The sequence below is a fragment of the Marinobacter similis genome (genome assembly GCF_000830985.1).
GTDB classification, from domain to species: domain Bacteria; phylum Pseudomonadota; class Gammaproteobacteria; order Pseudomonadales; family Oleiphilaceae; genus Marinobacter; species Marinobacter similis.
Map to the genome: position 1 here is coordinate 3924653 of NZ_CP007151.1, position 23514 is coordinate 3948166.

A 23514-nucleotide genomic window follows, 5' to 3' on the forward strand; every position below is an offset into this window, starting at 1 on the left:
ACCTCGTGTGCCCGCCCGAGATTAACGCCATCCGGAGCTTTTACTGATGAAAGATTTGCTGAATCTTCTCAAGAGCCAGAACCAAAGCAAGGAATTTGATGCCATCCGTATCGGGCTGGCATCGCCTGACATGATTCGCTCATGGTCTTTTGGTGAAGTGAAGAAGCCTGAGACCATTAACTACCGTACCTTCAAACCGGAGCGTGACGGTCTTTTCTGTGCCAAGATTTTCGGCCCGATCAAAGACTACGAATGCCTGTGCGGTAAGTACAAGCGCCTCAAGCATCGCGGTGTTATCTGCGAGAAGTGTGGCGTAGAAGTAGCGCTGGCGAGTGTTCGCCGGGAGCGTATGGGCCACATCGAGCTGGCCAGCCCGGTTGCTCACATCTGGTTCCTGAAATCATTGCCGTCCCGCATCGGCTTGATGCTGGACATGACGCTGCGTGACATCGAGCGCGTGTTGTACTTCGAATCGTTCATCGTGATCGATCCGGGTATGACCACCCTTGAGCGCGGCCAGCTGCTGAACGACGAGCAGTATTACGAAGCCCTGGAAGAGTTCGGTGACGAATTCGACGCGCGTATGGGCGCCGAGGCCGTCAAGGAGCTGCTCGAGGGTATCGATCTGCAGGCCGAGGTTGATTCCCTGCGTGAAGAAATCCCGCAGACCAACTCCGAGACCAAGATCAAGAAATTCAGCAAGCGTCTGAAGATTCTTGAGGCGTTCCTTTACTCTGGCAACAAGCCGGGCGACATGGTCATGACCGTGCTGCCAGTGCTGCCGCCGGATCTGCGTCCGCTGGTACCGCTGGACGGTGGTCGTTTTGCCACCTCCGACCTGAACGACCTTTACCGTCGTGTGATCAACCGGAACAACCGTCTCAAGCGCCTGCTGGAGCTCAACGCTCCGGACATCATTGTGCGCAACGAGAAGCGGATGCTGCAGGAAGCGGTCGACGCCCTGCTGGACAACGGTCGTCGCGGCCGTGCCATCACCGGCACCAACAAGCGCCCGCTGAAGTCCCTGGCTGACATGATCAAGGGTAAGCAGGGTCGTTTCCGTCAGAACCTGCTGGGTAAGCGTGTCGACTACTCCGGTCGTTCCGTTATCGTGGTCGGTCCATACCTGCGTCTGCACCAGTGTGGTCTGCCCAAGAAGATGGCTTTGGAGCTGTTCAAGCCGTTTATCTTCTCCAAGCTGGAACACCGTGGCCTGGCGACCACCATCAAGGCCGCCAAGAAGATGGTTGAGCGTGAGGAAGGCGTAGTCTGGGATATCCTGGACGAAGTCATCCGTGAGCACCCGATCATGTTGAACCGTGCGCCGACACTGCACCGTTTGGGTATCCAGGCGTTCGAGCCGGTTCTGATCGAAGGTAAGGCTATCCAGCTGCACCCGCTGGTTTGTGCGGCCTACAACGCCGACTTCGACGGTGACCAGATGGCTGTTCACGTGCCGCTGACTCTGGAAGCCCAGCTCGAAGCGCGTGCGTTGATGATGTCTACCAACAACGTGCTGTCGCCCGCCAACGGCGAGCCGATCATCGTGCCGTCCCAGGACGTGGTACTGGGTCTGTACTACATGACCCGTGAGCGTGAAAGTGCGCAGGGTGAGGGCATGACCTTTGCTGACGTCAAGGAAGCGCATCGCGCTTACGGCGCTGGCAAGGTGGATCTGCAGGCCAAGGTCAAGGTTCGTGTCAAAGAAGTTGCGATCGCTGAGGACGGTTCACGTACTCACGCATACAACATCGTAGACACCACCGTCGGTCGTGCTCTGCTGTTTGATATCGTTCCTGACGGTCTGTCCTTCGAGCTGGTCAACAAGCCGATGGTCAAGAAGGCAATCTCGAACCTGATCAACACCTGTTACCGGGATGCGGGTCTGAAAGACACCGTTATCTTCGCCGATCAGCTCATGTATATGGGTTATCACTACGCGACGGTTTCCGGTATCTCGATCGGTTTCAACGACTTCGAGATTCCGCCGGAGAAGTACGAGCTGGTTGACGCGGCTTCCCAGGAAGTGAAGGACATCGAGACCCAGTACGCGTCCGGTCTCCTGACCCAGGGCGAGAAGTACAACAAGGTTATCGATATCTGGTCCCGGGCCAACGACAAAGTGTCCAAGGCCATGATGGAGCGCCTGGCGAAAGAGCAGGTTATCGGTCCTGATGGCAAGCCGGTTAAAGGTGAGGACGGCGAATACCTGATGCAGGAGTCGTTCAACTCGGTTTACATGATGGCCGATTCCGGCGCACGGGGTTCCGCAGCGCAGATTCGCCAGCTGGCCGGTATGCGTGGTCTGATGGCTAAGCCGGACGGCTCCATCATCGAGACGCCGATCACCGCGAACTTCCGTGAAGGTCTGAACGTACTCCAGTACTTCATCTCGACTCACGGTGCTCGTAAGGGTCTGGCGGATACCGCTCTGAAGACCGCGAACTCTGGTTACCTGACTCGTCGCCTGGTTGACGTGTCCCAGGACCTGGTTGTTACCGAAGAAGACTGCGGTACCGACGAAGGCCTGCTGATGACACCGCACATCGAAGGCGGCGACGTTGTTGTGCCACTGGGTGACCGTGTCCTTGGCCGGGTAACGGCACGTGATGCCTTTACTCCGACCGACAAAGATAACGCAGTTGTCACCGCCGGTACGCTGCTCGACGAGAAAACCGTTGAGTCGCTGGAACGTGCGGGTGTGGACGAAGTTGGGTACGCTCTGCGATTACCTGTGATACCCGTCACGGCATCTGTTCGAAGTGTTATGGCCGGGATCTGGCGCGTGGCCATCGGGTCAACGTTGGTGAGGCAGTCGGTGTTATCGCCGCTCAGTCCATCGGTGAGCCGGGTACCCAGCTGACCATGCGTACCTTCCACATCGGTGGTGCGGCAAGCCGGGCATCCGCGGTTGATAACATTCAGGTCAAGCACGGCGGCACCGTTCGTCTGCACAACCTGAAGTCGATCGAGAAGACTAACGGTTCGCTGGTTGTGGTGTCTCGTTCTTCCGCCCTGGCCATTGCCGATGAGCAAGGTCGTGAGCGTGAGTGGTACAAGCTGCCATACGGCGCGGTACTGTCGGTCAAGCACGGCGACACTGTTGAGGCCGGCGTTGCGGTAGCCAAGTGGGATCCGCACACCCACCCGATCATTGCCGAGGCCGAAGGTACTGCCAAGTTCGTCAACATGGATCAGGGCATCACCGTCCGTACCCAGACCGACGAGCTGACTGGTCTTTCGACCATGGAAGTTATCGATCCGAAGGAGCGTCCGGCTGCTGGTAAGGACATTCGTCCGGCTATCCAGATGCTCGACGAGAACGGAAACGACGTTGAGCTGCCAGGTGGCGGTGCCGCGATGTTCTTCCTGCCGGCGAACGCCCTGGTCACGATGGCCAACGGTGCGCGCATCGAGCTGGGTGACGTGGTTGCCCGTATTCCGCAGGAAAGCTCGAAGACCCGTGACATCACCGGTGGTCTGCCGCGGGTTGCCGACCTGTTCGAGGCCCGTCGCCCGAAAGAGTCGTCCATTCTTGCTGAAATCAGCGGCATGGTCTCCTTCGGTAAAGAAACCAAGGGCAAGAAGCGCCTGGTAATCACTCCGAAAGACAGTGATGCCTACGAAGTGCTGATTCCCAAGCATCGCCAGCTCAACGTATTCGAAGGTGAAACGGTTGAGAAGGGCGAGGTGATCTCGGACGGTCCGTCCAACCCGCACGACATTCTGCGTCTGCTGGGTGTGGTCGAGCTGGCCAAGTACATCACTAACGAGATCCAGGACGTTTACCGTCTGCAGGGCGTTGTCATCAACGATAAGCACATTGAGGTTATCGTTCGACAAATGCTGCGGAAGGTTGAGATCACCGATCCGGGTGACACCACGTTGCTGTCTGGCGACCAGGTGGAAATCACCCAGGTGCTGGAAGAGAACGAGAAGGCCAATGCTGGCGATAAAGAGCCGGCGCGTTTCGACCGTCTGCTGCTCGGTATCACCAAGGCGTCACTGGCAACTGAATCGTTCATTTCAGCCGCTTCGTTCCAGGAGACCACGCGTGTCCTGACCGAAGGCGCGGTGACCGGCAAGCGGGATTACCTGCGCGGCCTGAAGGAAAACGTTGTGGTTGGTCGACTGATTCCTGCGGGAACCGGCCTTGCCTACCACGCGGAGCGTCGTCGCAAGCGCGAACTGGATTCACAGGGCGTGACTGCGGCCGACGTGGAAGAAGCTCTGAGCGCCGAGCTCAACCGCGAAAGCTGAGTTGGGCCGGTGCGCCGCCTCCGGGTAGATACCTACGCGGGGTGGTTAAAAAGAGACCAGTCATCTTGACTGTCCTGGGGCGCAGGCTTACACTTGCGTCCCTTAAATTTTACCCCCTGCATTGGGGGTAAGTTTCATTGATATGGTTTTTGGAGTTTGCTTACATGGCAACGATTAATCAGTTGGTGCGTAAGCCTCGTAAGCGCAAGGTAGCCAAGAGCGATGTTCCTGCTCTTCAGGCCTGTCCTCAGCGCCGTGGTGTATGCACTCGTGTATACACCACAACGCCGAAGAAGCCGAACTCAGCACTGCGTAAAGTGTGCCGTGTTCGTCTGACTAACGGCTTCGAGGTTTCGTCATACATTGGTGGTGAAGGTCACAACCTTCAGGAGCACAGTGTTGTGCTGATCCGTGGCGGTCGAGTAAAAGACCTTCCGGGTGTGCGCTATCACACTGTTCGCGGTACTTTGGATACCCAGGGTGTTCAGAACCGTAAGCAGGGCCGCTCCAAGTACGGTGCAAAACGACCCAAGTCCTAATGTCCCAGACGGGTGTCTTTTATCGTTGCTTGTCAGAACGGTAAGAGTAAGGCTGAGTAGCAGGTGCTATCTCAGGGGTTCCTGAAGACCTTTAAATAGAAGGGCTTATCGATGCCTAGAAGAAGAGTTGCAGCAAAACGGGAAATTATCCCGGATCCGAAGTTCGGCAGTTCACGGCTTGCCAAGTTCATCAACCACGTGATGGAAAGCGGCAAGAAATCCGTAGCGGAGCGCATTGTTTATGGCGCGCTCGACATCGTTGCCGACAAGTCTAAAGAAGAGCCGATCGACATGTTCGAGAAGGCCCTGGAAAACATCCAGCCGATGGTCGAAGTTAAGTCCCGTCGTGTGGGTGGTGCTACTTACCAGGTGCCTGTAGAAGTACGGCCTTCCCGTCAGAACGCGCTGGCTATGCGCTGGCTCGTAGAATACTCGCGGAAGCGCGGTGAGAAGTCCATGGCGCAACGTCTGGCCGGTGAAATTCTGGACGCCGCTGACAGCAAAGGTTCTGCGGTTAAGAAGCGCGAAGACGTTCATCGCATGGCAGAAGCCAACAAGGCGTTCTCTCACTTCCGTTTCTAAACAGCCGAGGTTAATACAGTGGCACGCAAGACTCCTATCAAGCGTTACAGAAACATTGGTATTTGTGCGCACGTTGATGCGGGCAAAACCACAACCACCGAGCGGGTCCTGTTCTACACAGGTATTTCCCACAAAATCGGTGAAGTTCATGATGGTGCGGCTACCATGGACTGGATGGAGCAGGAGCAGGAGCGTGGTATCACCATTACCTCTGCTGCGACGACCTGTTTCTGGCAGGGCATGGACAAGCAGTATCCTGAGCACCGGATCAACATCATCGACACCCCGGGGCACGTTGACTTTACCATCGAGGTAGAGCGTTCTCTGCGTGTTCTGGATGGTGCGGTTGTCGTATTCTGTGGTTCTTCTGGTGTAGAGCCGCAGTCCGAGACTGTATGGCGTCAGGCCAACAAGTATGAAGTTCCCCGCATGGTGTTCGTCAACAAGATGGACCGTGCCGGCGCTAACTTCCTGCGCGTAGTTGACCAGATCAAAAACCGTCTGGGCGCGAACTGTGTTCCCATTCAGCTGCCGATCGGTGCCGAAGATAACTTCGCAGGCATCGTCGACCTGATCCGGAACAAGGCGATCTACTGGAACGAAGACGATGCCGGTGCTACCTACGACCAGCGCGACGTTCCGGCAGAAATGGTTGAAGAAGTCGCCATGTACCGCGAGCAGATGGTTGAGGCGGCTGCCGAAGCCAACGAAGAGCTGATGGAGCGTTACCTGGACGAAGGTGACCTGAGCATCGAGGACATCAAGAAAGGTCTGCGTATGCGTACGCTGGCTAACGAGATTGTCCTGGCTACCTGCGGTTCTGCGTTCAAGAACAAGGGTGTACAGGCAGTTTTGGACTCCGTTATCGAGTTCCTGCCGGCACCGGACGAAGTTAAGGCAATCCGCGGTGAAGTCGACGAGGACGGAACCGAAGAGACGCGTCAGGCTGATGACGATGCTCCGTTCGCGGCGCTGGCGTTCAAGATCGCCACCGACCCGTTCGTAGGTACGCTGACCTTCTTCCGTGTTTACTCCGGTAAGCTGGAAAGCGGCAACGCGGTCTACAACTCTGTGAAGGGTAAGAAAGAGCGTGTTGGTCGTATGGTTCAGATGCACTCCAAAGATCGTCAAGAGATCAAGGAAGTGCTGGCTGGCGATATCGCTGCTGCCATCGGCCTGAAGAGCGTTACCACCGGTGATACTCTGTGTGACGAGAATAACAAGATTATTCTTGAGCGCATGGAATTTCCGGAGCCGGTTATCTCTGTTGCCGTTGAACCGAAGTCCAAGGCCGATCAGGAGAAGATGGGTGTTGCACTGGGCAAGCTGGCTCAGGAGGATCCGTCATTCCGGGTCAAGACCGACGAAGAGTCCGGTCAGACGATCATCTCTGGTATGGGTGAGCTGCACCTGGACATCATCGTTGACCGTATGCGTCGCGAGTTCAAGGTTGAAGCCAACATTGGTAAGCCGCAGGTAGCTTACCGTGAGCGCATCCGTAAATCAGTGGATGTGGAAGGTAAGTTTGTTCGTCAGTCTGGTGGTCGTGGTCAGTACGGTCACGTCAAGATCAAGCTTGAGCCGCTGCCGCTGGACGAAGAAGATGGCGAAAACTTTATCTTCGTGAATGAAATCGTTGGTGGTGTTGTTCCTAAGGAATACATCCCAGCTGTTCAGCAGGGTATTGAAGAGCAGATGCAGAACGGCTGTCTGGCCGGTTATCCGCTGCTGCGCATCAAGGCCACGCTGTACGACGGTTCATACCACGATGTCGACTCCAACGAAATGGCGTTCAAAGTCGCCGGTTCCATGGCAATGAAGAAGGGCGCTCTTGAAGCCAACCCTGCGTTGCTTGAGCCGATGATGAAGGTCGAAGTTGTGAGCCCGGAAGAGTACATGGGTGACGTTGTAGGTGATCTTAACCGTCGCCGCGGCTTGATCCAGGGTATGGATGAGTCACCGGCCGGTAAAGTTATCCGTGCCGAAGTTCCGTTGTCGGAGATGTTCGGTTACGCCACCGACCTGCGTTCTGCTACGCAAGGCCGGGCGTCTTATGCGATGGAGTTTGCAGGTTATTCTGAAGCTCCTTCGAACATTGCCGAAGCGATCATTAAACAGGGTTGATCCCCAGGACTTAAGAAACAGGAAGAGGTGTAACCGTGTCTAAAGAAAAATTTGACCGTAGTAAACCCGGAGGCGCTCCAGGCCCGTTCCGGACGGTGGTCGGCCTGGGGCGAAAGCTGTTGCAGGGCTTGATCGCCAAGCCGGGCCTGCAGCCGGCTCATCAGGGTGTGCCAGGCTTCGTTCAGATCCTGGGTTTCGCCCAACAGATCCTGGCCGGTGTCGGCTTCCCGGCCCAGAAAGCGTTTTACGGATAACTGCAGTGAGACCACCGGTGCCCGTAACGGCTGTTGCTCAAACCGCAGGCGCACCAGATTCAGGAACGCATCGGCCCGGTGTTCAGGGCCGGAGGTTCGGATACGAATACGGGTGGGTTCTTCGTGCCGGTGCCGGAGTACCAGCAACAGGCTGTCGGTTTCCTGCTGGCGCCAGCACAGGTCTTCTTCCAGTTCTGCCAGGATGCGCTGTAGCGGGAATAGCAGCCCCTGTGACTGTTCTATCTCCTGCACAAAATCCGCCTGCTGCCGGAAGTGGTGCGGCGGTTGCCAGGGCGCTTGTGGGTCTGGCCGGGTGCCCTGGATTTTCTGAACCCGGGCCAGGGTTTCCGGCGACAGCGGCGCGCCAGCTCGGCTGCGGGCAGGGCAAAGACTTCTCCCAGGGTGTTCAGCCCCAGCCGCTGCAGGCGGGTGCAGGTGCGGGCATCAAACTCCGCCGCCAACAGCGGCATCTGGTCCAGGGTGCGTTGAATGTGGCCCTTATCATCGGTGCATTCACCCTTGCCGGCGTGGGCAATCAGGCGAGCGGCTAGGGGGGTGTGGCCAAGGCCCGGCCAGGCGGTCAGCTGGCGTTCATCCAGGGCCTGTTCCACGGTTTGCCAAGCTGCGGGCAGGCCGCCATAAAGCCGTTTCAGGCTGCCGATTTCCGCCATCAGGCCATCCGGTGGTACCAGCACGATGTGGGCAGCATAGCGGTACAGCCAGCGGGCCTGATCCTCCAGAATCCGGGCTTCCTGTTGCTGGTCTGCACGCACGGTGCCCAGCTCTGGCACCAGGCTGAGGGCGGTTTTCAGACGCATGCCCGCATGCACGCCTTGGTCCCGGGCTTCCGGGCAGGCCTGTATTACCTTTTGTCCGGATCCCTCAACAATCACCAGCGCGCCCGCTTCTTCGCGGGAGCGGCGAATGTGGTCCAGCAGCAGGTGCGGGAAGTGCAGATACAACCAGAGCATCGCGATATTACCGGGTAGAAGCGGGCCAGGGTCCCTGAACCACACGGGGAGCCTCACGGAAGGCCAGGTCAGCCCGGTGCGCCATGGCCAGGGCACAGCGTTGGCCGGGCCAGCTGCCCCGGCGTTTCACGATGTTGATCTTCAGCTCCTGGTTGTCGCCGGGTTCCAGTTCCAGGCGCAGGGCCGCGGGGGAATTCTGGTCGGCATAGCGGCGCTCGCGAAAGAGTACACACACGTTGCTGCCGGCTTCCGCCGCCAACTGCAAGCGCCGGATGTCCCGGGACGCCAGCTTGCCGGGCCAGGCCATCACCAGGCCGGTAACTGGCGATCGCAGGCAGTTTTCTAGCGTCCACAGGAAATCACCGGCCTCGTCGGTGTGGATCATCACTACCTGATCCAGGTTCACGTCTTCCCGGGCCAGCGCCGGGGCATAGGGCATGTGTGGTGGGTTCAGCCAGAACACGGTCTTACCGCTGTGGGACAGCCGCTGCATCAAGGGCAGCAGCAGGTGCAGTTCGCCAATGCCGGAGTTATCCAGCAGACACTCGCTCAGCGCCCCCCTGGGCCAGCCGATGCCACCAAGCTGGTTGTCCAGGATCTGGTAGCCGGTAGGTTCCGCCGGTTGGCTGGTTGGCCGGTGCTGGTGCCCCTGCCAGACACGGGCATCCTGCATCAGCGTGTTCAGAAGTTCGCTCATGGGAAAAGTCTCAAATACTGTTTAAATATACAGTATTCTGAATGAGGGCAGATTTCAAGGTATGGGTGAGAGGAACTGTGGGAGGAGGAATGGGCAATTTGTAAAACTGATTTTCATATATCCGATATAGACTTTTTATTTTTGCGTCTCGTTAAAACCCCCTTCTATAATCGCCTGCTGGTGCTGTAGATTTAAACTCTTACAGCGTAACCAGCTGGATATCCATAACCATAAAAAGGAAAACGACATGTTGAAGCGCCGGATTCTCCTGGCTACCACAGCCGCCACTTTGCTGTTCAGTGCTGCGGCCACCGCCCAATACAAAGATGAATACACCGTTTCCACCGTGCTGCCATCCGCCTTTCCCTGGGGGCAAGCTGCCGACAAATGGTTGAGCTGGTGCGGGAGCGCTCAGACGGGCGCATCAACATGAAGATTTACAGTAACTCCCAGCTGGTGTCCGGGGACCAGACCAAGGAATTTTCAGCCATGCGTTCGGGCCTGATCGACATGGCCGTTGGCTCCACCATCAACTGGTCGCCCCAGGTGCCGGAGCTGAACCTGTTCTCCCTGCCGTTCCTGATGCCAGATTACGAGGCCATCGATGCCATCACCCAGGGTGAGGCCGGCGAGACTATTTTCGCAGCGATCAAAAAGCGCGGTGTTACCCCGCTGGCGTGGGGCGAGAACGGCTTTCGTGAGCTGTCCAACTCCAAGCGCAAGATCACCAGCCTGAAGATGTTGAAGGCCTGAAAATCCGCGTGGTGGGTTCCCCGCTTTTCCAGGATACCTTCACCACACTGGGCGCGAACCCGACGCAAATGAGTTGGGCCGATGCCAAGCCTGCGCTGACCACCGGCGCCGTTGATGGCCAGGAGAACCCGATTTCAGTATTCGACGTGGCCCGTATCGATCAGGTGGGGCAGGAACATCTTACTCTGTGGCATTACATGGCCGACCCGCTGGTATTCGCGGTGAGCAACCGGGTGTGGAGCCAGTTCAAGCCAGAAGACCAGGCTTTGCTGAAGCAGGCCGCCATTGATGCCGGCCAGTGGGAAATTGAAAAATCCCGTGGCGAACTGGAAGCAACTCTGGCCGCCATCAAAGAGCGTGGTGTTCAGGTGGTTGAGCTGACGCCGGAGCAGCACGCCGCTTTTGTTGAGGCGACCCGCTCCGTGTACGACAAGTGGACCGACCGTATCGGTGAGGAACTGGTTGAGCAGGCCCAGGAAGCCGTGGCTAACCGCTAATCCCTTACCCTTACTAACCCCCAGGCACTGTCTGTTAAAGCACCCGTCGGCTGACGGGTGCTGCTATTCAATCCGGAGTTTTCATGTCTGCTCGCCCCCGAAGTTCAGGCCTGATGCCTGGCTGGCCGCCCTGGCTTTGACTGGAATTTGTGTCATCAGTTTGGGCAACGTCATTGTCCGCTACACGACCGATGCCTCGTTTGCCTTCACCGAAGAGTATTCCGTGTTCCTGCTGGTGGTGCTGACCTTTGCCGGTGCTGCGGTTGCCGCCCGCCACAACCAGCACATTCGTATCGAGCTGATCGAAGACTTTCTGCCACCGCCCTTCAAGAAGGCCGTGTATGTGCTGCAATGGCTGGCCGGGGTCACCGTGATGGGCATCACCGTGTGGTACGGCAGCAAGTTTGCGCTGGAGGAGTACCAGTGGGAGTCGCTGTCGCCGGGGCTGGGATTGCCGAACTGGATCTACGTGATCTGGCTGCCGGTGTTGTCGCTGGCCATCATCATCCGGATGACCCAGAACCTCATTGATCGCTTGCGCGGCAAGGTTGATCCGGAGGTTATCCATGAGTCCTGACCTGCTGCTGATCGGCAGTTTTCTACTGGCGCTGTTACTCGGTGTGCCGGTTGCGATCGCCCTTGGCCTGGGCGGCGTGGTGGGCATTCTGGCCGGTCTGTCACCGGACATGCTGGCAACGCTGGGCACCAACACCTATAACAGCGTGGCTAAATACCCGTTGATCGCCATTCCGTTGTTTATCCTCACCGGGCTGATCTTCGAGCGGGCCGGGGTGGCAGCCAGCCTGGTGCGCTTTGCCCAGGCCATTATCGGCCCCCGCCATGGTGGGTTGACCGTGGTCGCCGTGCTGGTCTGCCTGATCATGGGTGGCATGAGCGGTTCCGGGCCCGCAGACGCGGCGGCCGTGGCCATGGTGATGCTGCCGAGCATGCGCAAGGCCGGCTACCCGCAGCCGTTTTCCGCGACACTGATTGCGGCGTCTTCTTCGACCGCCATACTGATTCCGCCCTCCATTGCGCTGATTCTCTATTCGATCGTGGTGCCGGGTGTGGACCTTCGTGCGCTGTTTGCCGCGGGCGTCTTCCCGGGGATTCTGGCCGGGTTGTCTCTGCTGGTGCCGGCCCTGTTTCTGGCCCGCAAGTACCGCTGGGAAGACCCGAAAGATTCCGAACGACCACCGTTCTGGCCCAGCTTCAAGGCGGCGTTGCCGGCGCTGTTTGCCCCGGTGATCATTCTGGGTGGGCTGCGCTCCGGATTGTTCACTCCCACCGAGGCCGCCGTGGTGGCGGTGACTTACGGGGTGATCGTGGGCTGCCTGGTGTATCGAAACCTGAGCATCCGAAACCTGTTTGACTTGATCACCGATGCCGCCGTGACCTCCGGCGTGGTCATGCTGATCATCGCATTGGCCGGGATCTTCGCCTGGGCCGGCACCACTCTGGGTACCTTTCAGCATCTGGCTGATGCCTTGCTGTCGCTGTCCGATAACGGCTGGGTGCTGTTGGGGCTAGTGATGGTGCTGGTATTGATCGCGGGCATGCTGCTGGATGCGGTATCGATCTACCTCATCCTGATTCCCATTGTGCTGCCACTGATGAACCACTTTGGCTGGAACCCGGTGTGGTTTGGCATCCTGCTGGCCATGAACATTGCCATCGGCCAGTTCACCCCGCCCGTGGCCGTGAACCTGATGGTGACCACCCGCATCGCCAATATCCGGCTGGAACACACCATTGGCTGGGCCCTGGTGTTCATTGCTGCCATGGGCGTTAGCTTACTGCTGGTGATGCTGTTGCCAGGGATTGCCCTGTGGCTACCGGACAAGCTCGGGTTTGTGGTGGGGCAGTGGTAGGCCTGATGAGGTGAAAGCGAAGTCGTGCCAGGGTGGGCTTGATAATGCGGGCCTTGGCACCCACGCTAGTAACACAGTCATCAACCAGGGAGGTTGGCCATGAGCGAGTTGACCCAACAACACTGCGAAGCCTGCAATAAAAACGCACCCAAGGTGACCAGCGATGAGAAGCAAACGCTGCATAAGGACATCCCGGACTGGAAAATCGTAGAGACCGACGGGGAAGAGCAGCTGCACAAGGTGTTCAAGCTCAAGAACTTCGCCCAGGCCCAGGCCTTCACCAACAAAGTGGGCGACCTGGCCGAAGCGGAAGACCATCACCCCGCCATACTGCTGGAATACGGCAAGGTGACCGTGAGCTGGTGGACCCACGCCATTGGCGGCCTGCATCGCAATGACTTCATCATGGCGGCGAAGACTGACGCGGCTTTCAACGCCATGCAATAATCTGCCGTGGCGGAGCTGAGTCTCCGCCACCGTTACGAGGTAATCAGTCTTCGTTCGTCAGCTCAATGCTTACTAAACCGCTTAAAGTCGTTCCCGGTCTGACGACCGTCCACTTGACGTCCTTGTCAGGGCGCCGCTTAGCTTCGCGTTAAATGCCGGTGATCGCGAGGTCCAGAGCTCCAATAATCTGGTCTCTGAAATGGGAGAGGGAGCCAATGGGGCTTTTGAGGTGTTTTTCGGGCACGGAGGAAATTTGCGGAGTTAACAGCAACAGCTCTTGATCGGCAAAGCTGATTTCTGGAGTGAGCCCTTGCATGGCGTCACCACCGAAGGCAGAGCGTTTGCCCAAAGGGATAACAATGCGAGTTGCCAAATCGCTCAGGAGGCTGCTCTGAATATCTACCAGGTAAGGGTAGTGAGCCTTGCTGGTTTTGCTCGGGTTGGGGTACACATCGAACTGTGCCATCAGAACTCCCTGAATTCGTCGCCGAAGCATCCATGTTGTTCGACGAAATCGTTGTAACTTTCTATCGCAGCGCGATTTTCTTCAACCCATTGTGCGGCTTCGCGTTTCGAAAGCTCTTCTTTCAGAGCTCGTTCCAGGGTGGCAGACAAATTAATGTTCAGTTCTCGGGTTTTACGCAGCAGATCGCTATTGATTGAGAGGTTCGCTGCTTTTTTGGGGGCGGCTGAATTATAGAGTTCGGCCATGAGGGCCTCCAAGAAGATTAAGAATTCACAGCTTGATCTTATGCGCATGATTATGCGCATGCAAGCATCTAACCAATGGCTGTTGTCGGACGCGCCTGCGCTGGCGCTCCGGTACGCCGCAAAGCTAGGGCGTTATGGGATCCGTCCGTCTTGACGTACGTACCCAAAAGCGTACACTTGGTTAAAAGTTGAACACGCAAGAGGTGCGTCATGACCGGAATCACAGCAACTGAGGCGCGCAGCAACCTTTATAGGTTGATTGACGAGACCGCCGAGTCCCACCAACCAATCGTCATCATGGGTAAGCGGAACAAAGCCGTCCTGGTTTCCGAGGAAGACTGGTCTGCAATTCAGGAAACACTTTACCTACTCTCCGTACCCGGTATGCGGAGATCTATTCGTGAGGGAATGGAAACCCCGGTTGATGAATGCGATGAGGAACTGGACTGGTGACATGGAAGTTGGTTTACACCAAGCAAGCCCAGAAAGACGCAAAGAAGTTGGCCTCCAGCGGCCTCAAACCAAAAGCTCAGGAACTTTTAGCGCTGGTAGCGGAAGATCCATACCGCAAGCCGCCTCCATGTGAGAAGCTCATTGGTGATCTTGCGGGGGCCTATTCACGCCGAATCAATATTCAGCACCGTCTGGTCTACCAGGTGCTAGAGGACGAGCAAGTGGTGAAAGTCCTCAGGCTCTGGAGCCACTACGAATAATGCATAACCAGCCGCTGTTGCTGGACAATTTTTCCACCGCTTCGCGGCTCCAAGATTGCCGCAAAGCTTCGCGTTACGGGCACTCGACACCAGCCAGGCGCAACCGAAGCTACAGCCCGCGAAACGGCCGGGCCGGCCACGGGGCAAGCTGACCGCCGGGGCACCCCGCCACGACATGATCACCCTCACCGGTGGCGCCATCGGCCAGGGGCTGCTCAATGCCGTGGGTGCCGCTGTGGCGTGCCCCGGACCAGCCAGTGATCGCCCTGATCGGCGACGGCACTGCCATGTACACCATTCAGTCCCTTTGGACTATGGCGCGGGAGCAATTGAACGTAACCTCCATCATCTTGTCATTGTCAGTTTCCAAGGCGCTGAAGCGCAAATTGGCGCCCTAGGATTGACGAACGTCTGCATAAAATTGAGTGAAGGCCGAGGGGAGTCAATGATCCCGCCAAACCGGCTCTGTCAGAGCCTGGAGATCTCCGTATCGAATGTTCTGGCGCCCGCATCGGTAAACTCATAGGCTCCACGAATATACTTCAGCGTTGCCATTTCTATATCTGTAACGCCTTGCCCATCTTTAGCGGACTTGAACAGGTCTTTTGCTTCGTCGACTGAGATTTTGCCCTCGCCCTGACCCGTGGTGTGTTTTACAGCGAGATCAATCAGCTCTTTCTCATATTTGTTGCCATCAATTGTCACATAAGCCATGAGAGTATCCTTCCGTGAGTTACTGGATCGTTCTTTCCGGAACGTTAATGCTTATGCCGGAGAGAGTGCCGTGAGTCGACACTTTCTTTAATTTAGCTTGTTGTTCAAAAAATGAACAGGTCTTCGCGATGAGATCCGGGTAGTTTAAGAGCTCCCCGGATTCAGTCGCTGGGCAGGCGTCACCCCAGGCTACGGCCATGGCCACCCTGGGAATATCCGCACCCAGCTTCTGCGCTGCCGGCAGCATAACCGGAGCCTGCACCGCCCATTGGCCGCCGCCCGAGGGAACAAAGATGTTTACCAGGCCGGCACTGATGAAACTCCAGAACGGCAGACTCTCGGCACTGGCAATGGAAACAAACCCACTGGAAATGCTGGCTGCCAGGCCAGAGTGCGGCTGCTTCCAGATAGTCGGCAGGGCGGTTGATCACCACGGAGGTGGACTTATCCCGATACTCATGACAGTTCCTCTTATGCTCTAATCTGAAACCAGCCACCGGTCCGGGACTGCAGCACCTCCAGCGCGGTCAGGGACGAGGTTTCGCCCCAGGGCCGCAAGCGCAGGTAGCGCCCGGACTCGACCAGGAACCGGGCACTCTGCCCCGGATCCAAGGCGGTAATGGCGCCGGCACTGGCGACTTCGTTGCCGGGCACGGCGCCCTGAAAAGGCCGGACAATCTGCCAGACCAGGGCGCGCGCTGGTCGGGTCCAACCAGTTCGTTATCCACCGCCAGTCCGACCTTGGCTGGCAGCACCAGCAGGCAGCCCAGCAGCGCCGGCAGCCACCGAGGCATCATGGGCGACCGCCCGCCAGGGCCTGAACGCAGCCACTGAAGCGATCAAACTCGGCACGATCCACCCGCAGCCGGTCCCGCAACGGCCGCGACAGCTCCAGATGCACAAACCGGTTGTTGCCCAGGCGCCGGAGCAACGCGCCCTGAACGTTGGTGGTACCGCCCAGCTCCCCGACATCCACCGGGTAGCGCAGCACCTGCCAGCGGCCGAATTCGGCAAAACAGGCGGCGAACTCGGCGGCCTGGGGCTGCAGCCAGCGCTGACCGCTGCTGACAATCAGGTCGGCCCGGCGCCCTTCCGGCGATTTCCGTTTGCCGGCGGCAAAGCCATGCAACTGGACCACCGCGGCGTCCGGGCGAGTCTGACTGAAGGCGCGAGTCAGGGCATCGAACACCGTGCCCTCCAGGTGGGCCAGATCGGCCTTGCCACTGCGATGCCGGATGGGCGTGCGCCGATGGGCACTGTTCAGTGCCAGCACCGAGCCACGGCCGGCCAGAAACAGATTCAGCGCCAACTCGCCCGAGTGCCGGTCGAAAAACTGATGCGGGGCCTGCACCATCAGCGGCGAGTCGGACGTCAGCCGGAATAGATAGTGTCCCAGCCCGCGTTCGTCGGCGTCGGTCAGCAGCAGCACACCATCATCTAGCTGATGCCAGCCGAAACCCGCCTGCTCCAGCTGATGGCGCACCGAATCCAGGTCCCGATCGTCGTCCCGGCTCAACAGGGTGCGAAACTGCGCCTCAAGATCAAGCAGGACCTCGGCGTCCAGCACCAGGTACCGGTCCGACTTGCGCTGCAGGGCGTCCCGCAGGTCGCCAGGCTCCATCGCCAGGGCGGGGCAGGCGGCCAGCAGCCCCAGCAGCACACAACAGGCTTTCGATGCGAACTTAGTAGCCATCCAAGGATCTCCTGAAGAAACGGTATGTCTGTCGTTGTCCTTCCCGAACCGTGTACGCGGACACCAGGCCCCCGGCCCGATCGGCTCGCACCGAGATCCGGTAACGCCCTGGCGGCATATCCTCGCCCAGGGGCAAGGCGACACTCATGGGCGCGGCCGCGGGCTTGGACTGGGTGCCCAGCACCAGCGTGGTCCGCTCCTGCACCTCCAACTCGAACCGGCGCTTGAGCACACTGTAATCGGTCAGCAACCCCGTCGCCCGCCGGTCCGCAGCAACCGCCACCTCGACCGCAAACCGGTCCATCCCGGGCGGCGCCACCACGTCAAAGTTCACCACTTCCCGGGCCTCGGTCTTGTCCAGCTCGAAGGTCAGGCCCGCGCCGTCCAGACTGTAGACGGAGCGCTGCAGATAGCCGGCGCCGACCGGCGGCCGGTTGTGATTAAGAAACCACTGACCGTCCCCCTGCACCTCAATCCGGTACTGGCCTGGCGCCACCACCGGCAATGAAAACCGGCCGGTACGCCCGGCGATGCCTCGCCTGAGCCAGACGGCCCCGTCCTTGAGGACCGTAACCGTGGTCGCTGCGCCACGGTGCGCTGATAGATCAGCTCGGGCCGGAACGGGAGACCGGGGCTCGGCGGCACCAGCTCCAACGAGACCGCACCCCCGGGCAAAGCGCGAAACACACTGCCGACCGCCGTGTCCCGCAGGGGGCCGCTAAGCTGGTGCGGGAACAGCACGTCCCGTTGCAGGCTGGCGCCCTGGATGTCCAGGCCCTGCCAGTCGTACTGACCGCTGAACAGGGCCTCGTTGCGCTCGATCGGCTGGAAGAACCACTGCAGGGAAACCGGACCCTGGCCACTGGCTGCGGTCGCCACAGGGTTCATCAGGAACCAGCTCGGCACCCGATCGCCGTAGCTCTGCCACGGCCGGCGCGACTCAGGCAACGCCCGAACCAGGGGTAGACTGGCCAGTCTGGTATACCCGGTCACCAGCACCGGGGTGTTGCTGATCACCGCGACCTCGGCCGCCCCCCGGCTGGCTTCCAGGAACAGGCTCTGGCCTTCCGATACCCCGCTGTCCGACGCGTCCTGGCTGAAACGCTGGTAAAAGCTGGGGGCCGGCGTGATCGACTGTTCGAAGTTTTGCAACACCGTGCCGTCGGCAGCCCGGATCTCGAGGCGCACGCGCGGGTCCGGACCGGAGCCGGCCCGCTGCGGGTGACTGAAGGTCCGAACATCCAGGCGCACGGGCTGGGGTTCGGCGCTGTCCGGATCGAGCGCAAATCGAACCGGTTGGTCGGCGGCCACCGGGTGCGCCTGGAGGTAGCGTTTGTCCGGTGTCACATCGGCGCCGGTACTGACGTCAAACAGCCGCACCGTCACCGGCGCACTGGGGATCAACTGCAGCAGCCCCGGTTCCAGGTCGCCGGTCCAGGTCAACGAGGGCGCGGTACCGGTCAGCAGCTGTTGCCGGGTCTCCAGATCCTGGTTGCGCTGGTGCGCCAGACTCACGTTGAGGTCGGTCACCAGCGGGTCGGCGGACTGAATCTCCAGCCGGTAGCTACCGTCATAGTCCACGGGCAGGGTGACCCACTTGTTCGGATCGGCGTAGAGCCGGGCGGCAGCGCCTGCTCCGCCTCGGCCGGCGGCGCCGGTGGCACCGACAGGGTGTACAGGTAATCGCTGGCAAAATCATCACCGGCGACCCCTTCCGGCCCCAGGGGAACCCAACGCAACTGCAGGGCGTTCTCGATTTCGAACGAACTGACCAGATGCGGCGGATAGACGTGCGGCCTGAGCAGGCGGTCGCGAGTCTCCGGCTTCAGTCGGGGCCAGAGTCGTCCGACTTCCTCCCGGGAGCGGGTTTCGCGGCCGGTGACCTGCACGCCGACCCGGTTCCGGGGCTCGGGCAGATACGCCGCACGCAGCTCCAGAGTGACCGCCCCCGTCAGCGCCGACAGGTCAACGAACAGGTTTTCCGCGGCGCTGGCCACCAGGGTGGGGTCGTCGTAGAAGCGCGCCGGGAACTCACGGCCATCCGCCAGCGGCCGGGGCGGCAGGGTCACCGCCTTGTAATGGTAGCGCCCGGACGTCAGCACCTCGCCATCCCTGGCCAGCACCCGGTAATCCAGGGCGTAACGCACCAGCGCTTCCTCCGCATCCTGCTCGGGCTGCATCTGCAGGTGCGACAGAATGCGCAGGGTCGGGGTGTTCTCGGCCAGCGAGAAGCGCAGCCAGTCTGCGGACTCGAGCCAGAAGACAGTGCTCTGCTCCGCCTCCTCCGGCAGGTTCGCCCGTTGCGGGCTTGTGGCCCAGAACAGGCCGGTCACCGGCGCCAGGACATAACGCTGGGCTAGCGGCCACACCAGGAAAACCACCAGCGCCAGCAGGCACAGTCGGCCAAGCAGCCTCATGGTTCTGCTCCCCGGCCAATCAGGAAGGCCTGGCGCCTGCTGCTGAATTGGCGCACGGCGTCCGCCAGCTCAGCGGCGCCGACCCGGTCGCCATTGATCAGCGCTCGCTCCTCGTTGCTCGGTTGCAGATTCGCGACCGCAACCACCTGGCTGGCGGCGTTCTGGACCAGCACGAAAGCCTGCTGGCTGTTCAGGTCCACTAGATGACGGAAAGCCAGGCTCCGATGCTCGCTCACCAGGGTACGCAAAAAGCTGATGTTGCCGCTGCGCCGATAGTCCGCCAAGGTTGCCATCAGCTCCTGCGCCTGCCCTGGCGCCAGATTGGCCAGGCCCTGGCGCCGGATGTAGCCAGGCAGGGAGGCAAGCTCGCTGGGCAGCCCCAACGCCTTGAACTGGCTTTCCTGCTGGCGGTCGTTCTCCCCGGAACGGAACAGCCGGCGGGTGTCCGGGGTCAGCCAGAGACTGGTTAAATCCTTGTTGTCGGCCAGCCGCAGGTACAGGCTCTGGGCATTGAGCGGTGTCTCATAGCCCAGGGTCGACAGGTCACCCTGGACCCGGGCGACGGTCAGCCCGAACTGGCCCAGGGTCGATTCGATCAAGGCCCGGCGCGGCTGGTTGTCCAGGCCGTAGTAGGACGACACCACGACATCGGCGGCGCTGTTCGCCAGGGTCCACGAATCCCCCAGGCCCCGCATCTGAACGGTTTCCATCGGCGCCGAGCCGGATTCCCGCTGCCAGACCTGGTGCACCAGGTTGAACAGATTCTGCTGATTGGCCGGGTGGGCCACGTCGGCCCGGCCGTCGGCGTTGGCGTAGGGGTGGGTTCCGGCAATCATCAGCGTCCGGGCGCCGCTTTCCTCGAAAAAGGTGGCGCCAAATTCGAAGGTGTTGAGTTCGTAAAGAGGCCGGGGCACCTGGACCATCAGGGGCGCCGCCTGCCCGACCCGAAAGACGTAGACGCCCCAGTAGCGCGCCGGGTTATCCAGCCCGGGGTCGGGCTCCAGAATCAGGTAGTTGGCCTGGGTTTCAATGTGCTGGTACCGGGAAATGCGGTAGCCCTGGCTCTGGGCCAGCACCGACAGCCGCACCAGCTGGGGCTCGAAGCGGGGCTCCCACCCCTGGCGCAGGTCGCTGTGAATCAGCTCGAACAGGGGCTTGAGCACCAGCTGGTCAAAAAACGCCAGGGTACCCAGATCCGGCGCCTGGAAAGCGTTGGTTCCCGCCCGGGCAATGAGGGTTTTGTTGTCGCTCAGCCAGCGCTGCAGGTAGCCATCGATGCGTTCGTTCTGCAGCTGGGTCTGCAGCCGGTAGTGATCGCTGTAGGCGATCCAGCGCCTCAGGTCCCCGGCGCCGATGAACAGCTCGGCAAAACCGCCCGCCACCGCATCCCGCTGCCGGTTGTTGAGCGGCGACGGCCGCCAGTTCACCTGCAGCTGCTCGGTGCGCTCTTTAATGCCCCGGAGGTTCAGGCCCTCGGGCAGACTCTGCTTGATCCAGAGCATGGACTGCTGCACCCGGGCCTCCAGGCTCAACCCCTCGGTCCGCAGCCCCAACAGGGGCCGGAGGTTGGCCTGGATGTAGTTGCGCAACTGCAGCACGTTGTCGTCGGCAAAGGTGCGGTGGAAGGCCTGAAACACCGTGGCCGGATTCAACAGCGCATCGCCGGCACCGTCGGCACTGGCGAACCGCCGGGATCCGGCCATGGCCAGCGCCCTGGGACGATCCTGGACAAACATCCAGAGCCCGGCCTCGGCCGCTGCACTCTCGTCCAGGGGGGCAGGCACCTGCACCATCAGCGGGATGTCCGGCGCCAGGTTCAGAAAGTAGCGCCCCAGCCCCGTTCGGGCTTGGCGTCGAATACCGCCAGGATCTGCTCGTTCACCAGCGCCAATTGCATGCCGTTGGCGGCCAGCAAGGCGTTGCCCCGGGCCAGGGCTTCGGCATCGCCGCGTTCGCTGAATTGCCGGAGCCAGGCAAAGCCGGCTTCGATGCGATCCAGCTCCACCGGCGTGGGCGCCTGGAACAGCGCCTGGTTTTCCGATTCGTACAGATCCGCGTACCGCCGATGCAGATAGTCCAGGGGCTGGGCGCTGGTCACCCGCTCAACCCGGACCCGTTCGTCGACCGGCACCTGGGCGAAATCCCGCTCGGGAATCAGGGTCAGGCCGAAGCCAATGATGCTGGCAACCACCACCGCCACCGCCGAGGTTTGCAATGACGCCCGGGTTACCAGCGCGGGCATTTCCTTCTGGTGCATCTTGAGCGCAATCAGGGTGGCCAGCAGATAGCCAAAGCCGTAATAGTCGGTGATCTTGGCCTGGGGCAGCCACTCAATGAGGGCGAAGCCCAGGATCATCTTGTAGCCAAAGCTGATGGTGAAGAACAGCAGCAACAGCCGGGCGCCTTCGATGTTGCGGTGCCGCAGCAAAGGCACCGTCAACAGCATTCGGGCCAGGAAGAAGATGACGAACGTTTCCACGAAGGTGGCGAGCAGCTTGAACGGCTGATACCACTGCAGGGCCAGCAGGGAGGGCACCAGAATGCCGTTGTATTCCCAGCCGTAGCGAATGTTCATCCGCGACGCCAGGAACGCCGACACCAGCAGGATGATGTAGGCCTTGGGACTGGCGAGGATGGAACTGGCCAGGTCCTCGTACATGTAGCTCAGGGTGTTGATGTTGAAGTTGGTGAACTCCATGAGCACGAAGCGCACCAGCACGTAGGTGAGGCCCAGGTAGAGCGCCAGGGAGACGGCGCCAAACCGCAGCCCGCCGTTCCAGAACTGGTTGGCGATCAGGGCCACCACGATGAGCCCGAAGCTGTGCAGGTTGTTGCGCACGCTGTAGTCGATCCCCTGCTCCGCCAGCACGCCCTCCAGCCAGGGGAAGGCCGCGCCGTCGAACACCAGGCGCACCAGAATGCTCAGCAGGATCAGGGCGAAGAAGCGGTCACGACCAAACAGCTCGGCGTAGCCCAGGGCCTTGGGCAGCTGTTCCGCCAGCAGGCGGGCCAGCAAGTAGGTAACCACCCCCTCGAACAACACCACATAGCCACTGATCGGGCGTACGATCAGCAGCGGGATGACGTAGCCCGGGACCACCAGCCCCGACAGGGTGGTGCCAAACCGCAGGTTGAGGAACACCACCACGCACACCCCCACCCAGACGGTGGTGATGACCGAACTGGACAGCCCGCCAGTTGGGAACAGCGTGAGGGGGAACAGGCTTTCAAGCATCCAGAGAGTCCAGGGTCTCCAGAAGTTGGTCGATTTTGTCGTCGGTCAGGGGTTTGCGGATCACGCCCAGGAGCTTGTAACGGTCGAGCACCCCGCCACTCTGCTGGGCACTGGTGCCGGTAACCACCAGCACCGGCAGGTCTGGGCGCTCCCGCGCCAGCCACTCGATAAGTTTAGTGCCGTCCATCTCGGGCATGGCCAGGTCGGTGACGACCGCCGCCAGCTCCGGATGCCGCTCGACCTGAGCCCGCGCTTCCACGCCATTGCTGGCCGCCAGTACCGACCGGCCGGTACTGGCGAGCAATTCCTCGATCAATTCGAGAATCAGCGAGTCATCCTCGACGATGAGGATAGGTCCGGTGTCTTGTCAGCTGTTGTCGTTGTCATGACCACTCTGCATCTGGTTTCCTACAGGGTCATGACCCCGTTCGGAGAGAATGTGCTCATCCCTGAAACCCAAGGTCGAGAAGTCCATCTCCAGGCGAAAGCCTTTGCCAACCCGTGTACTGACCTGCGCTCGTCCGCCCCAACTTTCGAGGGACTTTAACATACCCATGGTCTCTTCCAGCGGATCATCGCTGTCCACCAGATCGGCGACGGATTGGTTCCAGATCCGGTCGAGGGTCTGCTGGGGCAACCCATAGCCTTCGTTGCTCAGGACCAGGCGCGCCTGTTGGCGCGGCTCCAGATGCTCGCTCAGGGTGATGAACAATCGCCCGTCCGGCGTTGCATCCTTTAAGAGTAGCACCAGCACCCGGTCCAGGACCCGGGACAGAACCTCGGCGTCGGCCCAGACCAGGGACGGCGCGTAGGGCCAGTCCGAGGCCAGGTCGATGCGTTTTTCGTTCAACGGCGACTGGTTGCGCAACAGCGCATCCTCCACCAGCCGGACCAGGTTGACCGGGGTGGTGGACGCCAGCCTCAGGGCCTCCCGCCGGTCTTCCATCTGCTCTTCCACCTGGGTCAGGGCCTTTTCAATGCCTTCGACCGTGCCGCGCAGGGCCGACAGCACCCGCTGGCCGGAGGCCAGGGGCGT

Annotated in this window: 26 protein-coding genes and 2 pseudogenes; 11 read left to right on the plus strand and 17 right to left on the minus strand. The window is 60.2% G+C overall.

Features of this window, described 5'->3' with window-relative positions; genetic code table 11:
* Positions 1-46: 46 nt before the first annotated feature.
* The 4 genes and pseudogenes from rpoC to fusA all read left to right on the plus strand — a co-directional run bounded on the left by rpoC (position 47) and on the right by fusA (position 7505).
* Positions 47-4260: pseudogene (gene rpoC / locus AU14_RS18150) on the plus strand (DNA-directed RNA polymerase subunit beta').
* Positions 4261-4424: 164 nt separating this feature from the next.
* The gene (gene rpsL, locus AU14_RS18155) at positions 4425-4799 is read left to right on the plus strand and encodes a 30S ribosomal protein S12 (RefSeq protein WP_012139854.1); all 375 of its coding nucleotides are present in this window, start codon (positions 4425-4427) and stop codon (positions 4797-4799) included.
* A 111-nt stretch (positions 4800-4910) separates the two neighbouring features.
* Positions 4911-5381 carry a 30S ribosomal protein S7 gene (gene rpsG, locus AU14_RS18160; RefSeq protein WP_041343272.1) on the plus strand — a complete coding sequence of 157 codons (471 nt, stop codon included), beginning with the start codon at positions 4911-4913 and terminating at the stop codon, positions 5379-5381.
* Positions 5382-5399: 18 nt separating this feature from the next.
* Positions 5400-7505 (plus strand): elongation factor G, encoded by a 2106-nt coding sequence (gene fusA / locus AU14_RS18165; RefSeq protein ID WP_041343275.1) that lies wholly within the window; start codon positions 5400-5402, stop codon positions 7503-7505.
* On the opposite strand, the gene AU14_RS24075 is transcribed toward fusA, so the two are convergent.
* Genes AU14_RS24075 through imuA form a run of 3 tightly spaced genes read right to left on the minus strand, consistent with a single transcriptional unit; the run spans position 7454 to position 9427 of the window.
* The gene (locus tag AU14_RS24075; protein ID WP_236744212.1) at positions 7454-8011 is read right to left on the minus strand and encodes a DNA polymerase Y subunit UmuC family protein; all 558 of its coding nucleotides are present in this window, start codon (positions 8009-8011) and stop codon (positions 7454-7456) included. The genes fusA and AU14_RS24075 overlap by 52 nt on opposite strands.
* Positions 7999-8730: a Y-family DNA polymerase gene (locus AU14_RS24080; RefSeq protein WP_236744213.1), complete on the minus strand. Its 732-nt coding sequence runs from the start codon at positions 8728-8730 to the stop codon at positions 7999-8001. Before AU14_RS24080 ends, AU14_RS24075 begins: the two co-directional genes overlap by 13 nt.
* A 7-nt stretch (positions 8731-8737) precedes the next feature.
* Entirely contained in the window at positions 8738-9427 is a 690-nt protein-coding gene (gene imuA, locus AU14_RS18175; protein WP_041343279.1) for a translesion DNA synthesis-associated protein ImuA, read from the minus strand.
* Positions 9428-9674: 247 nt separating this feature from the next.
* On the opposite strand from imuA, the pseudogene AU14_RS18180 reads away from it, so the two are divergent.
* The 4 genes and pseudogenes from AU14_RS18180 to AU14_RS18195 all read left to right on the plus strand — a co-directional run bounded on the left by AU14_RS18180 (position 9675) and on the right by AU14_RS18195 (position 12995).
* Positions 9675-10677 (plus strand): annotated as a pseudogene (locus AU14_RS18180) (DctP family TRAP transporter solute-binding subunit).
* A 70-nt stretch (positions 10678-10747) separates the two neighbouring features.
* The gene (locus AU14_RS18185) at positions 10748-11254 is read left to right on the plus strand and encodes a TRAP transporter small permease (RefSeq protein ID WP_041344109.1); all 507 of its coding nucleotides are present in this window, start codon (positions 10748-10750) and stop codon (positions 11252-11254) included.
* Positions 11244-12548 carry a TRAP transporter large permease gene (locus AU14_RS18190; protein ID WP_041343282.1) on the plus strand — a complete coding sequence of 435 codons (1305 nt, stop codon included), beginning with the start codon at positions 11244-11246 and terminating at the stop codon, positions 12546-12548. The genes AU14_RS18185 and AU14_RS18190 overlap by 11 nt, the downstream gene beginning before the upstream one ends.
* Before the next feature lie 99 nt (positions 12549-12647).
* The gene (locus AU14_RS18195; RefSeq protein WP_041343285.1) at positions 12648-12995 is read left to right on the plus strand and encodes a 4a-hydroxytetrahydrobiopterin dehydratase; all 348 of its coding nucleotides are present in this window, start codon (positions 12648-12650) and stop codon (positions 12993-12995) included.
* 148 nt (positions 12996-13143) lie between these two features.
* Here AU14_RS18195 and AU14_RS18200 read toward each other — a convergent pair whose 3' ends face one another.
* Positions 13144-13461, minus strand: a complete 318-nt coding sequence (locus tag AU14_RS18200; protein ID WP_041343288.1) for a CcdB family protein — start codon at positions 13459-13461, stop codon at positions 13144-13146.
* A complete protein-coding gene (locus tag AU14_RS18205; RefSeq protein ID WP_041343291.1) occupies positions 13461-13706 on the minus strand; it encodes a type II toxin-antitoxin system CcdA family antitoxin in 246 nt (81 codons plus the stop codon). Before AU14_RS18205 ends, AU14_RS18200 begins: the two co-directional genes overlap by 1 nt.
* A 210-nt stretch (positions 13707-13916) precedes the next feature.
* Between AU14_RS18205 and AU14_RS18210 the strand changes: the two genes are divergently transcribed.
* Together AU14_RS18210 and AU14_RS18215 are read left to right on the plus strand one after the other, a co-directional pair.
* Positions 13917-14159 (plus strand): type II toxin-antitoxin system Phd/YefM family antitoxin, encoded by a 243-nt coding sequence (locus AU14_RS18210; protein ID WP_041343294.1) that lies wholly within the window; start codon positions 13917-13919, stop codon positions 14157-14159.
* Positions 14156-14419 carry a Txe/YoeB family addiction module toxin gene (locus AU14_RS18215; RefSeq protein WP_041343297.1) on the plus strand — a complete coding sequence of 88 codons (264 nt, stop codon included), beginning with the start codon at positions 14156-14158 and terminating at the stop codon, positions 14417-14419. Before AU14_RS18210 ends, AU14_RS18215 begins: the two co-directional genes overlap by 4 nt.
* Positions 14420-14528: 109 nt before the next feature.
* On the opposite strand, the gene AU14_RS22445 is transcribed toward AU14_RS18215, so the two are convergent.
* On the minus strand, positions 14529-14717 hold the full coding sequence (locus AU14_RS22445; protein ID WP_236744668.1) for a hypothetical protein: 189 nt from the start codon (positions 14715-14717) through the stop codon (positions 14529-14531).
* On the opposite strand from AU14_RS22445, the gene AU14_RS22450 reads away from it, so the two are divergent.
* A complete protein-coding gene (locus tag AU14_RS22450; protein WP_041343300.1) occupies positions 14638-14817 on the plus strand; it encodes a thiamine pyrophosphate-dependent enzyme in 180 nt (59 codons plus the stop codon). The two genes, AU14_RS22445 and AU14_RS22450, sit on opposite strands and share 80 nt — an antisense overlap.
* Positions 14818-14887: 70 nt before the next feature.
* Here AU14_RS22450 and AU14_RS18225 read toward each other — a convergent pair whose 3' ends face one another.
* From AU14_RS18225 to AU14_RS18280, 11 genes are all read right to left on the minus strand, one after another.
* Positions 14888-15133 carry a hypothetical protein gene (locus AU14_RS18225; RefSeq protein ID WP_041343303.1) on the minus strand — a complete coding sequence of 82 codons (246 nt, stop codon included), beginning with the start codon at positions 15131-15133 and terminating at the stop codon, positions 14888-14890.
* 19 nt (positions 15134-15152) lie between these two features.
* Complete coding sequence (locus AU14_RS24010) at positions 15153-15551, minus strand: TIGR00366 family protein (RefSeq protein ID WP_407942863.1); 399 nt, start codon at positions 15549-15551, stop codon at positions 15153-15155.
* A gap of 53 nt (positions 15552-15604) precedes the next feature.
* Positions 15605-15787 (minus strand): hypothetical protein, encoded by a 183-nt coding sequence (locus AU14_RS18240; protein WP_041343312.1) that lies wholly within the window; start codon positions 15785-15787, stop codon positions 15605-15607.
* A 139-nt stretch (positions 15788-15926) separates the two neighbouring features.
* Entirely contained in the window at positions 15927-16826 is a 900-nt protein-coding gene (locus tag AU14_RS18245) for a hypothetical protein (RefSeq protein WP_041343316.1), read from the minus strand.
* Entirely contained in the window at positions 16816-17295 is a 480-nt protein-coding gene (locus tag AU14_RS18250) for a hypothetical protein (protein ID WP_041343318.1), read from the minus strand. The genes AU14_RS18245 and AU14_RS18250 overlap by 11 nt, the downstream gene beginning before the upstream one ends.
* Positions 17196-18407: a hypothetical protein gene (locus AU14_RS18255; RefSeq protein WP_041343321.1), complete on the minus strand. Its 1212-nt coding sequence runs from the start codon at positions 18405-18407 to the stop codon at positions 17196-17198. The genes AU14_RS18250 and AU14_RS18255 overlap by 100 nt, the downstream gene beginning before the upstream one ends.
* Positions 18353-19243, minus strand: coding sequence for a hypothetical protein (locus AU14_RS18260; protein ID WP_041343324.1), 891 nt, complete (start codon positions 19241-19243; stop codon positions 18353-18355). Before AU14_RS18260 ends, AU14_RS18255 begins: the two co-directional genes overlap by 55 nt.
* On the minus strand, positions 19240-21036 hold the full coding sequence (locus AU14_RS18265; RefSeq protein WP_041343327.1) for a hypothetical protein: 1797 nt from the start codon (positions 21034-21036) through the stop codon (positions 19240-19242). The genes AU14_RS18260 and AU14_RS18265 overlap by 4 nt, the downstream gene beginning before the upstream one ends.
* Before the next feature lie 23 nt (positions 21037-21059).
* Positions 21060-22478 (minus strand): poly-gamma-glutamate biosynthesis protein PgsC/CapC, encoded by a 1419-nt coding sequence (locus AU14_RS18270; RefSeq protein ID WP_052472126.1) that lies wholly within the window; start codon positions 22476-22478, stop codon positions 21060-21062.
* Positions 22471-22830, minus strand: coding sequence for a response regulator (locus AU14_RS18275; protein WP_094191261.1), 360 nt, complete (start codon positions 22828-22830; stop codon positions 22471-22473). Before AU14_RS18275 ends, AU14_RS18270 begins: the two co-directional genes overlap by 8 nt.
* A 15-nt stretch (positions 22831-22845) precedes the next feature.
* The gene (locus AU14_RS18280; protein ID WP_094191262.1) at positions 22846-23490 is read right to left on the minus strand and encodes an ATP-binding protein; all 645 of its coding nucleotides are present in this window, start codon (positions 23488-23490) and stop codon (positions 22846-22848) included.
* Positions 23491-23514 lie beyond the last annotated feature (24 nt).

What these genes read in the sequence shown, in the direction of transcription:
- rpsL (WP_012139854.1), top strand. Translation starts at nt 4,425, where the DNA reads ATGGCAACGATTAATCAGTTGGTGCGTAAGCCTCGTAAGCGCAAGGTA.
- rpsG (WP_041343272.1), top strand. Translation starts at nt 4,911, where the DNA reads ATGCCTAGAAGAAGAGTTGCAGCAAAACGGGAAATTATCCCGGATCCG.
- AU14_RS24080 (WP_236744213.1), bottom strand. Translation starts at nt 8,730, where the DNA reads ATGCTCTGGTTGTATCTGCACTTCCCGCACCTGCTGCTGGACCACATT.
- imuA (WP_041343279.1), bottom strand. Translation starts at nt 9,427, where the DNA reads ATGAGCGAACTTCTGAACACGCTGATGCAGGATGCCCGTGTCTGGCAG.
- AU14_RS18190 (WP_041343282.1), top strand. Translation starts at nt 11,244, where the DNA reads ATGAGTCCTGACCTGCTGCTGATCGGCAGTTTTCTACTGGCGCTGTTA.
- AU14_RS18195 (WP_041343285.1), top strand. Translation starts at nt 12,648, where the DNA reads ATGAGCGAGTTGACCCAACAACACTGCGAAGCCTGCAATAAAAACGCA.
- AU14_RS18200 (WP_041343288.1), bottom strand. Translation starts at nt 13,461, where the DNA reads ATGGCACAGTTCGATGTGTACCCCAACCCGAGCAAAACCAGCAAGGCT.
- AU14_RS18205 (WP_041343291.1), bottom strand. Translation starts at nt 13,706, where the DNA reads ATGGCCGAACTCTATAATTCAGCCGCCCCCAAAAAAGCAGCGAACCTC.
- AU14_RS18210 (WP_041343294.1), top strand. Translation starts at nt 13,917, where the DNA reads ATGACCGGAATCACAGCAACTGAGGCGCGCAGCAACCTTTATAGGTTG.
- AU14_RS22450 (WP_041343300.1), top strand. Translation starts at nt 14,638, where the DNA reads ATGCCGTGGGTGCCGCTGTGGCGTGCCCCGGACCAGCCAGTGATCGCC.
- AU14_RS22445 (WP_236744668.1), bottom strand. Translation starts at nt 14,717, where the DNA reads ATGGTGTACATGGCAGTGCCGTCGCCGATCAGGGCGATCACTGGCTGG.
- AU14_RS18225 (WP_041343303.1), bottom strand. Translation starts at nt 15,133, where the DNA reads ATGGCTTATGTGACAATTGATGGCAACAAATATGAGAAAGAGCTGATT.
- AU14_RS18245 (WP_041343316.1), bottom strand. Translation starts at nt 16,826, where the DNA reads ATGGCTACTAAGTTCGCATCGAAAGCCTGTTGTGTGCTGCTGGGGCTG.
- AU14_RS18260 (WP_041343324.1), bottom strand. Translation starts at nt 19,243, where the DNA reads ATGAGGCTGCTTGGCCGACTGTGCCTGCTGGCGCTGGTGGTTTTCCTG.
- AU14_RS18265 (WP_041343327.1), bottom strand. Translation starts at nt 21,036, where the DNA reads ATGGTGCAGGTGCCTGCCCCCCTGGACGAGAGTGCAGCGGCCGAGGCC.
- AU14_RS18270 (WP_052472126.1), bottom strand. Translation starts at nt 22,478, where the DNA reads ATGCTTGAAAGCCTGTTCCCCCTCACGCTGTTCCCAACTGGCGGGCTG.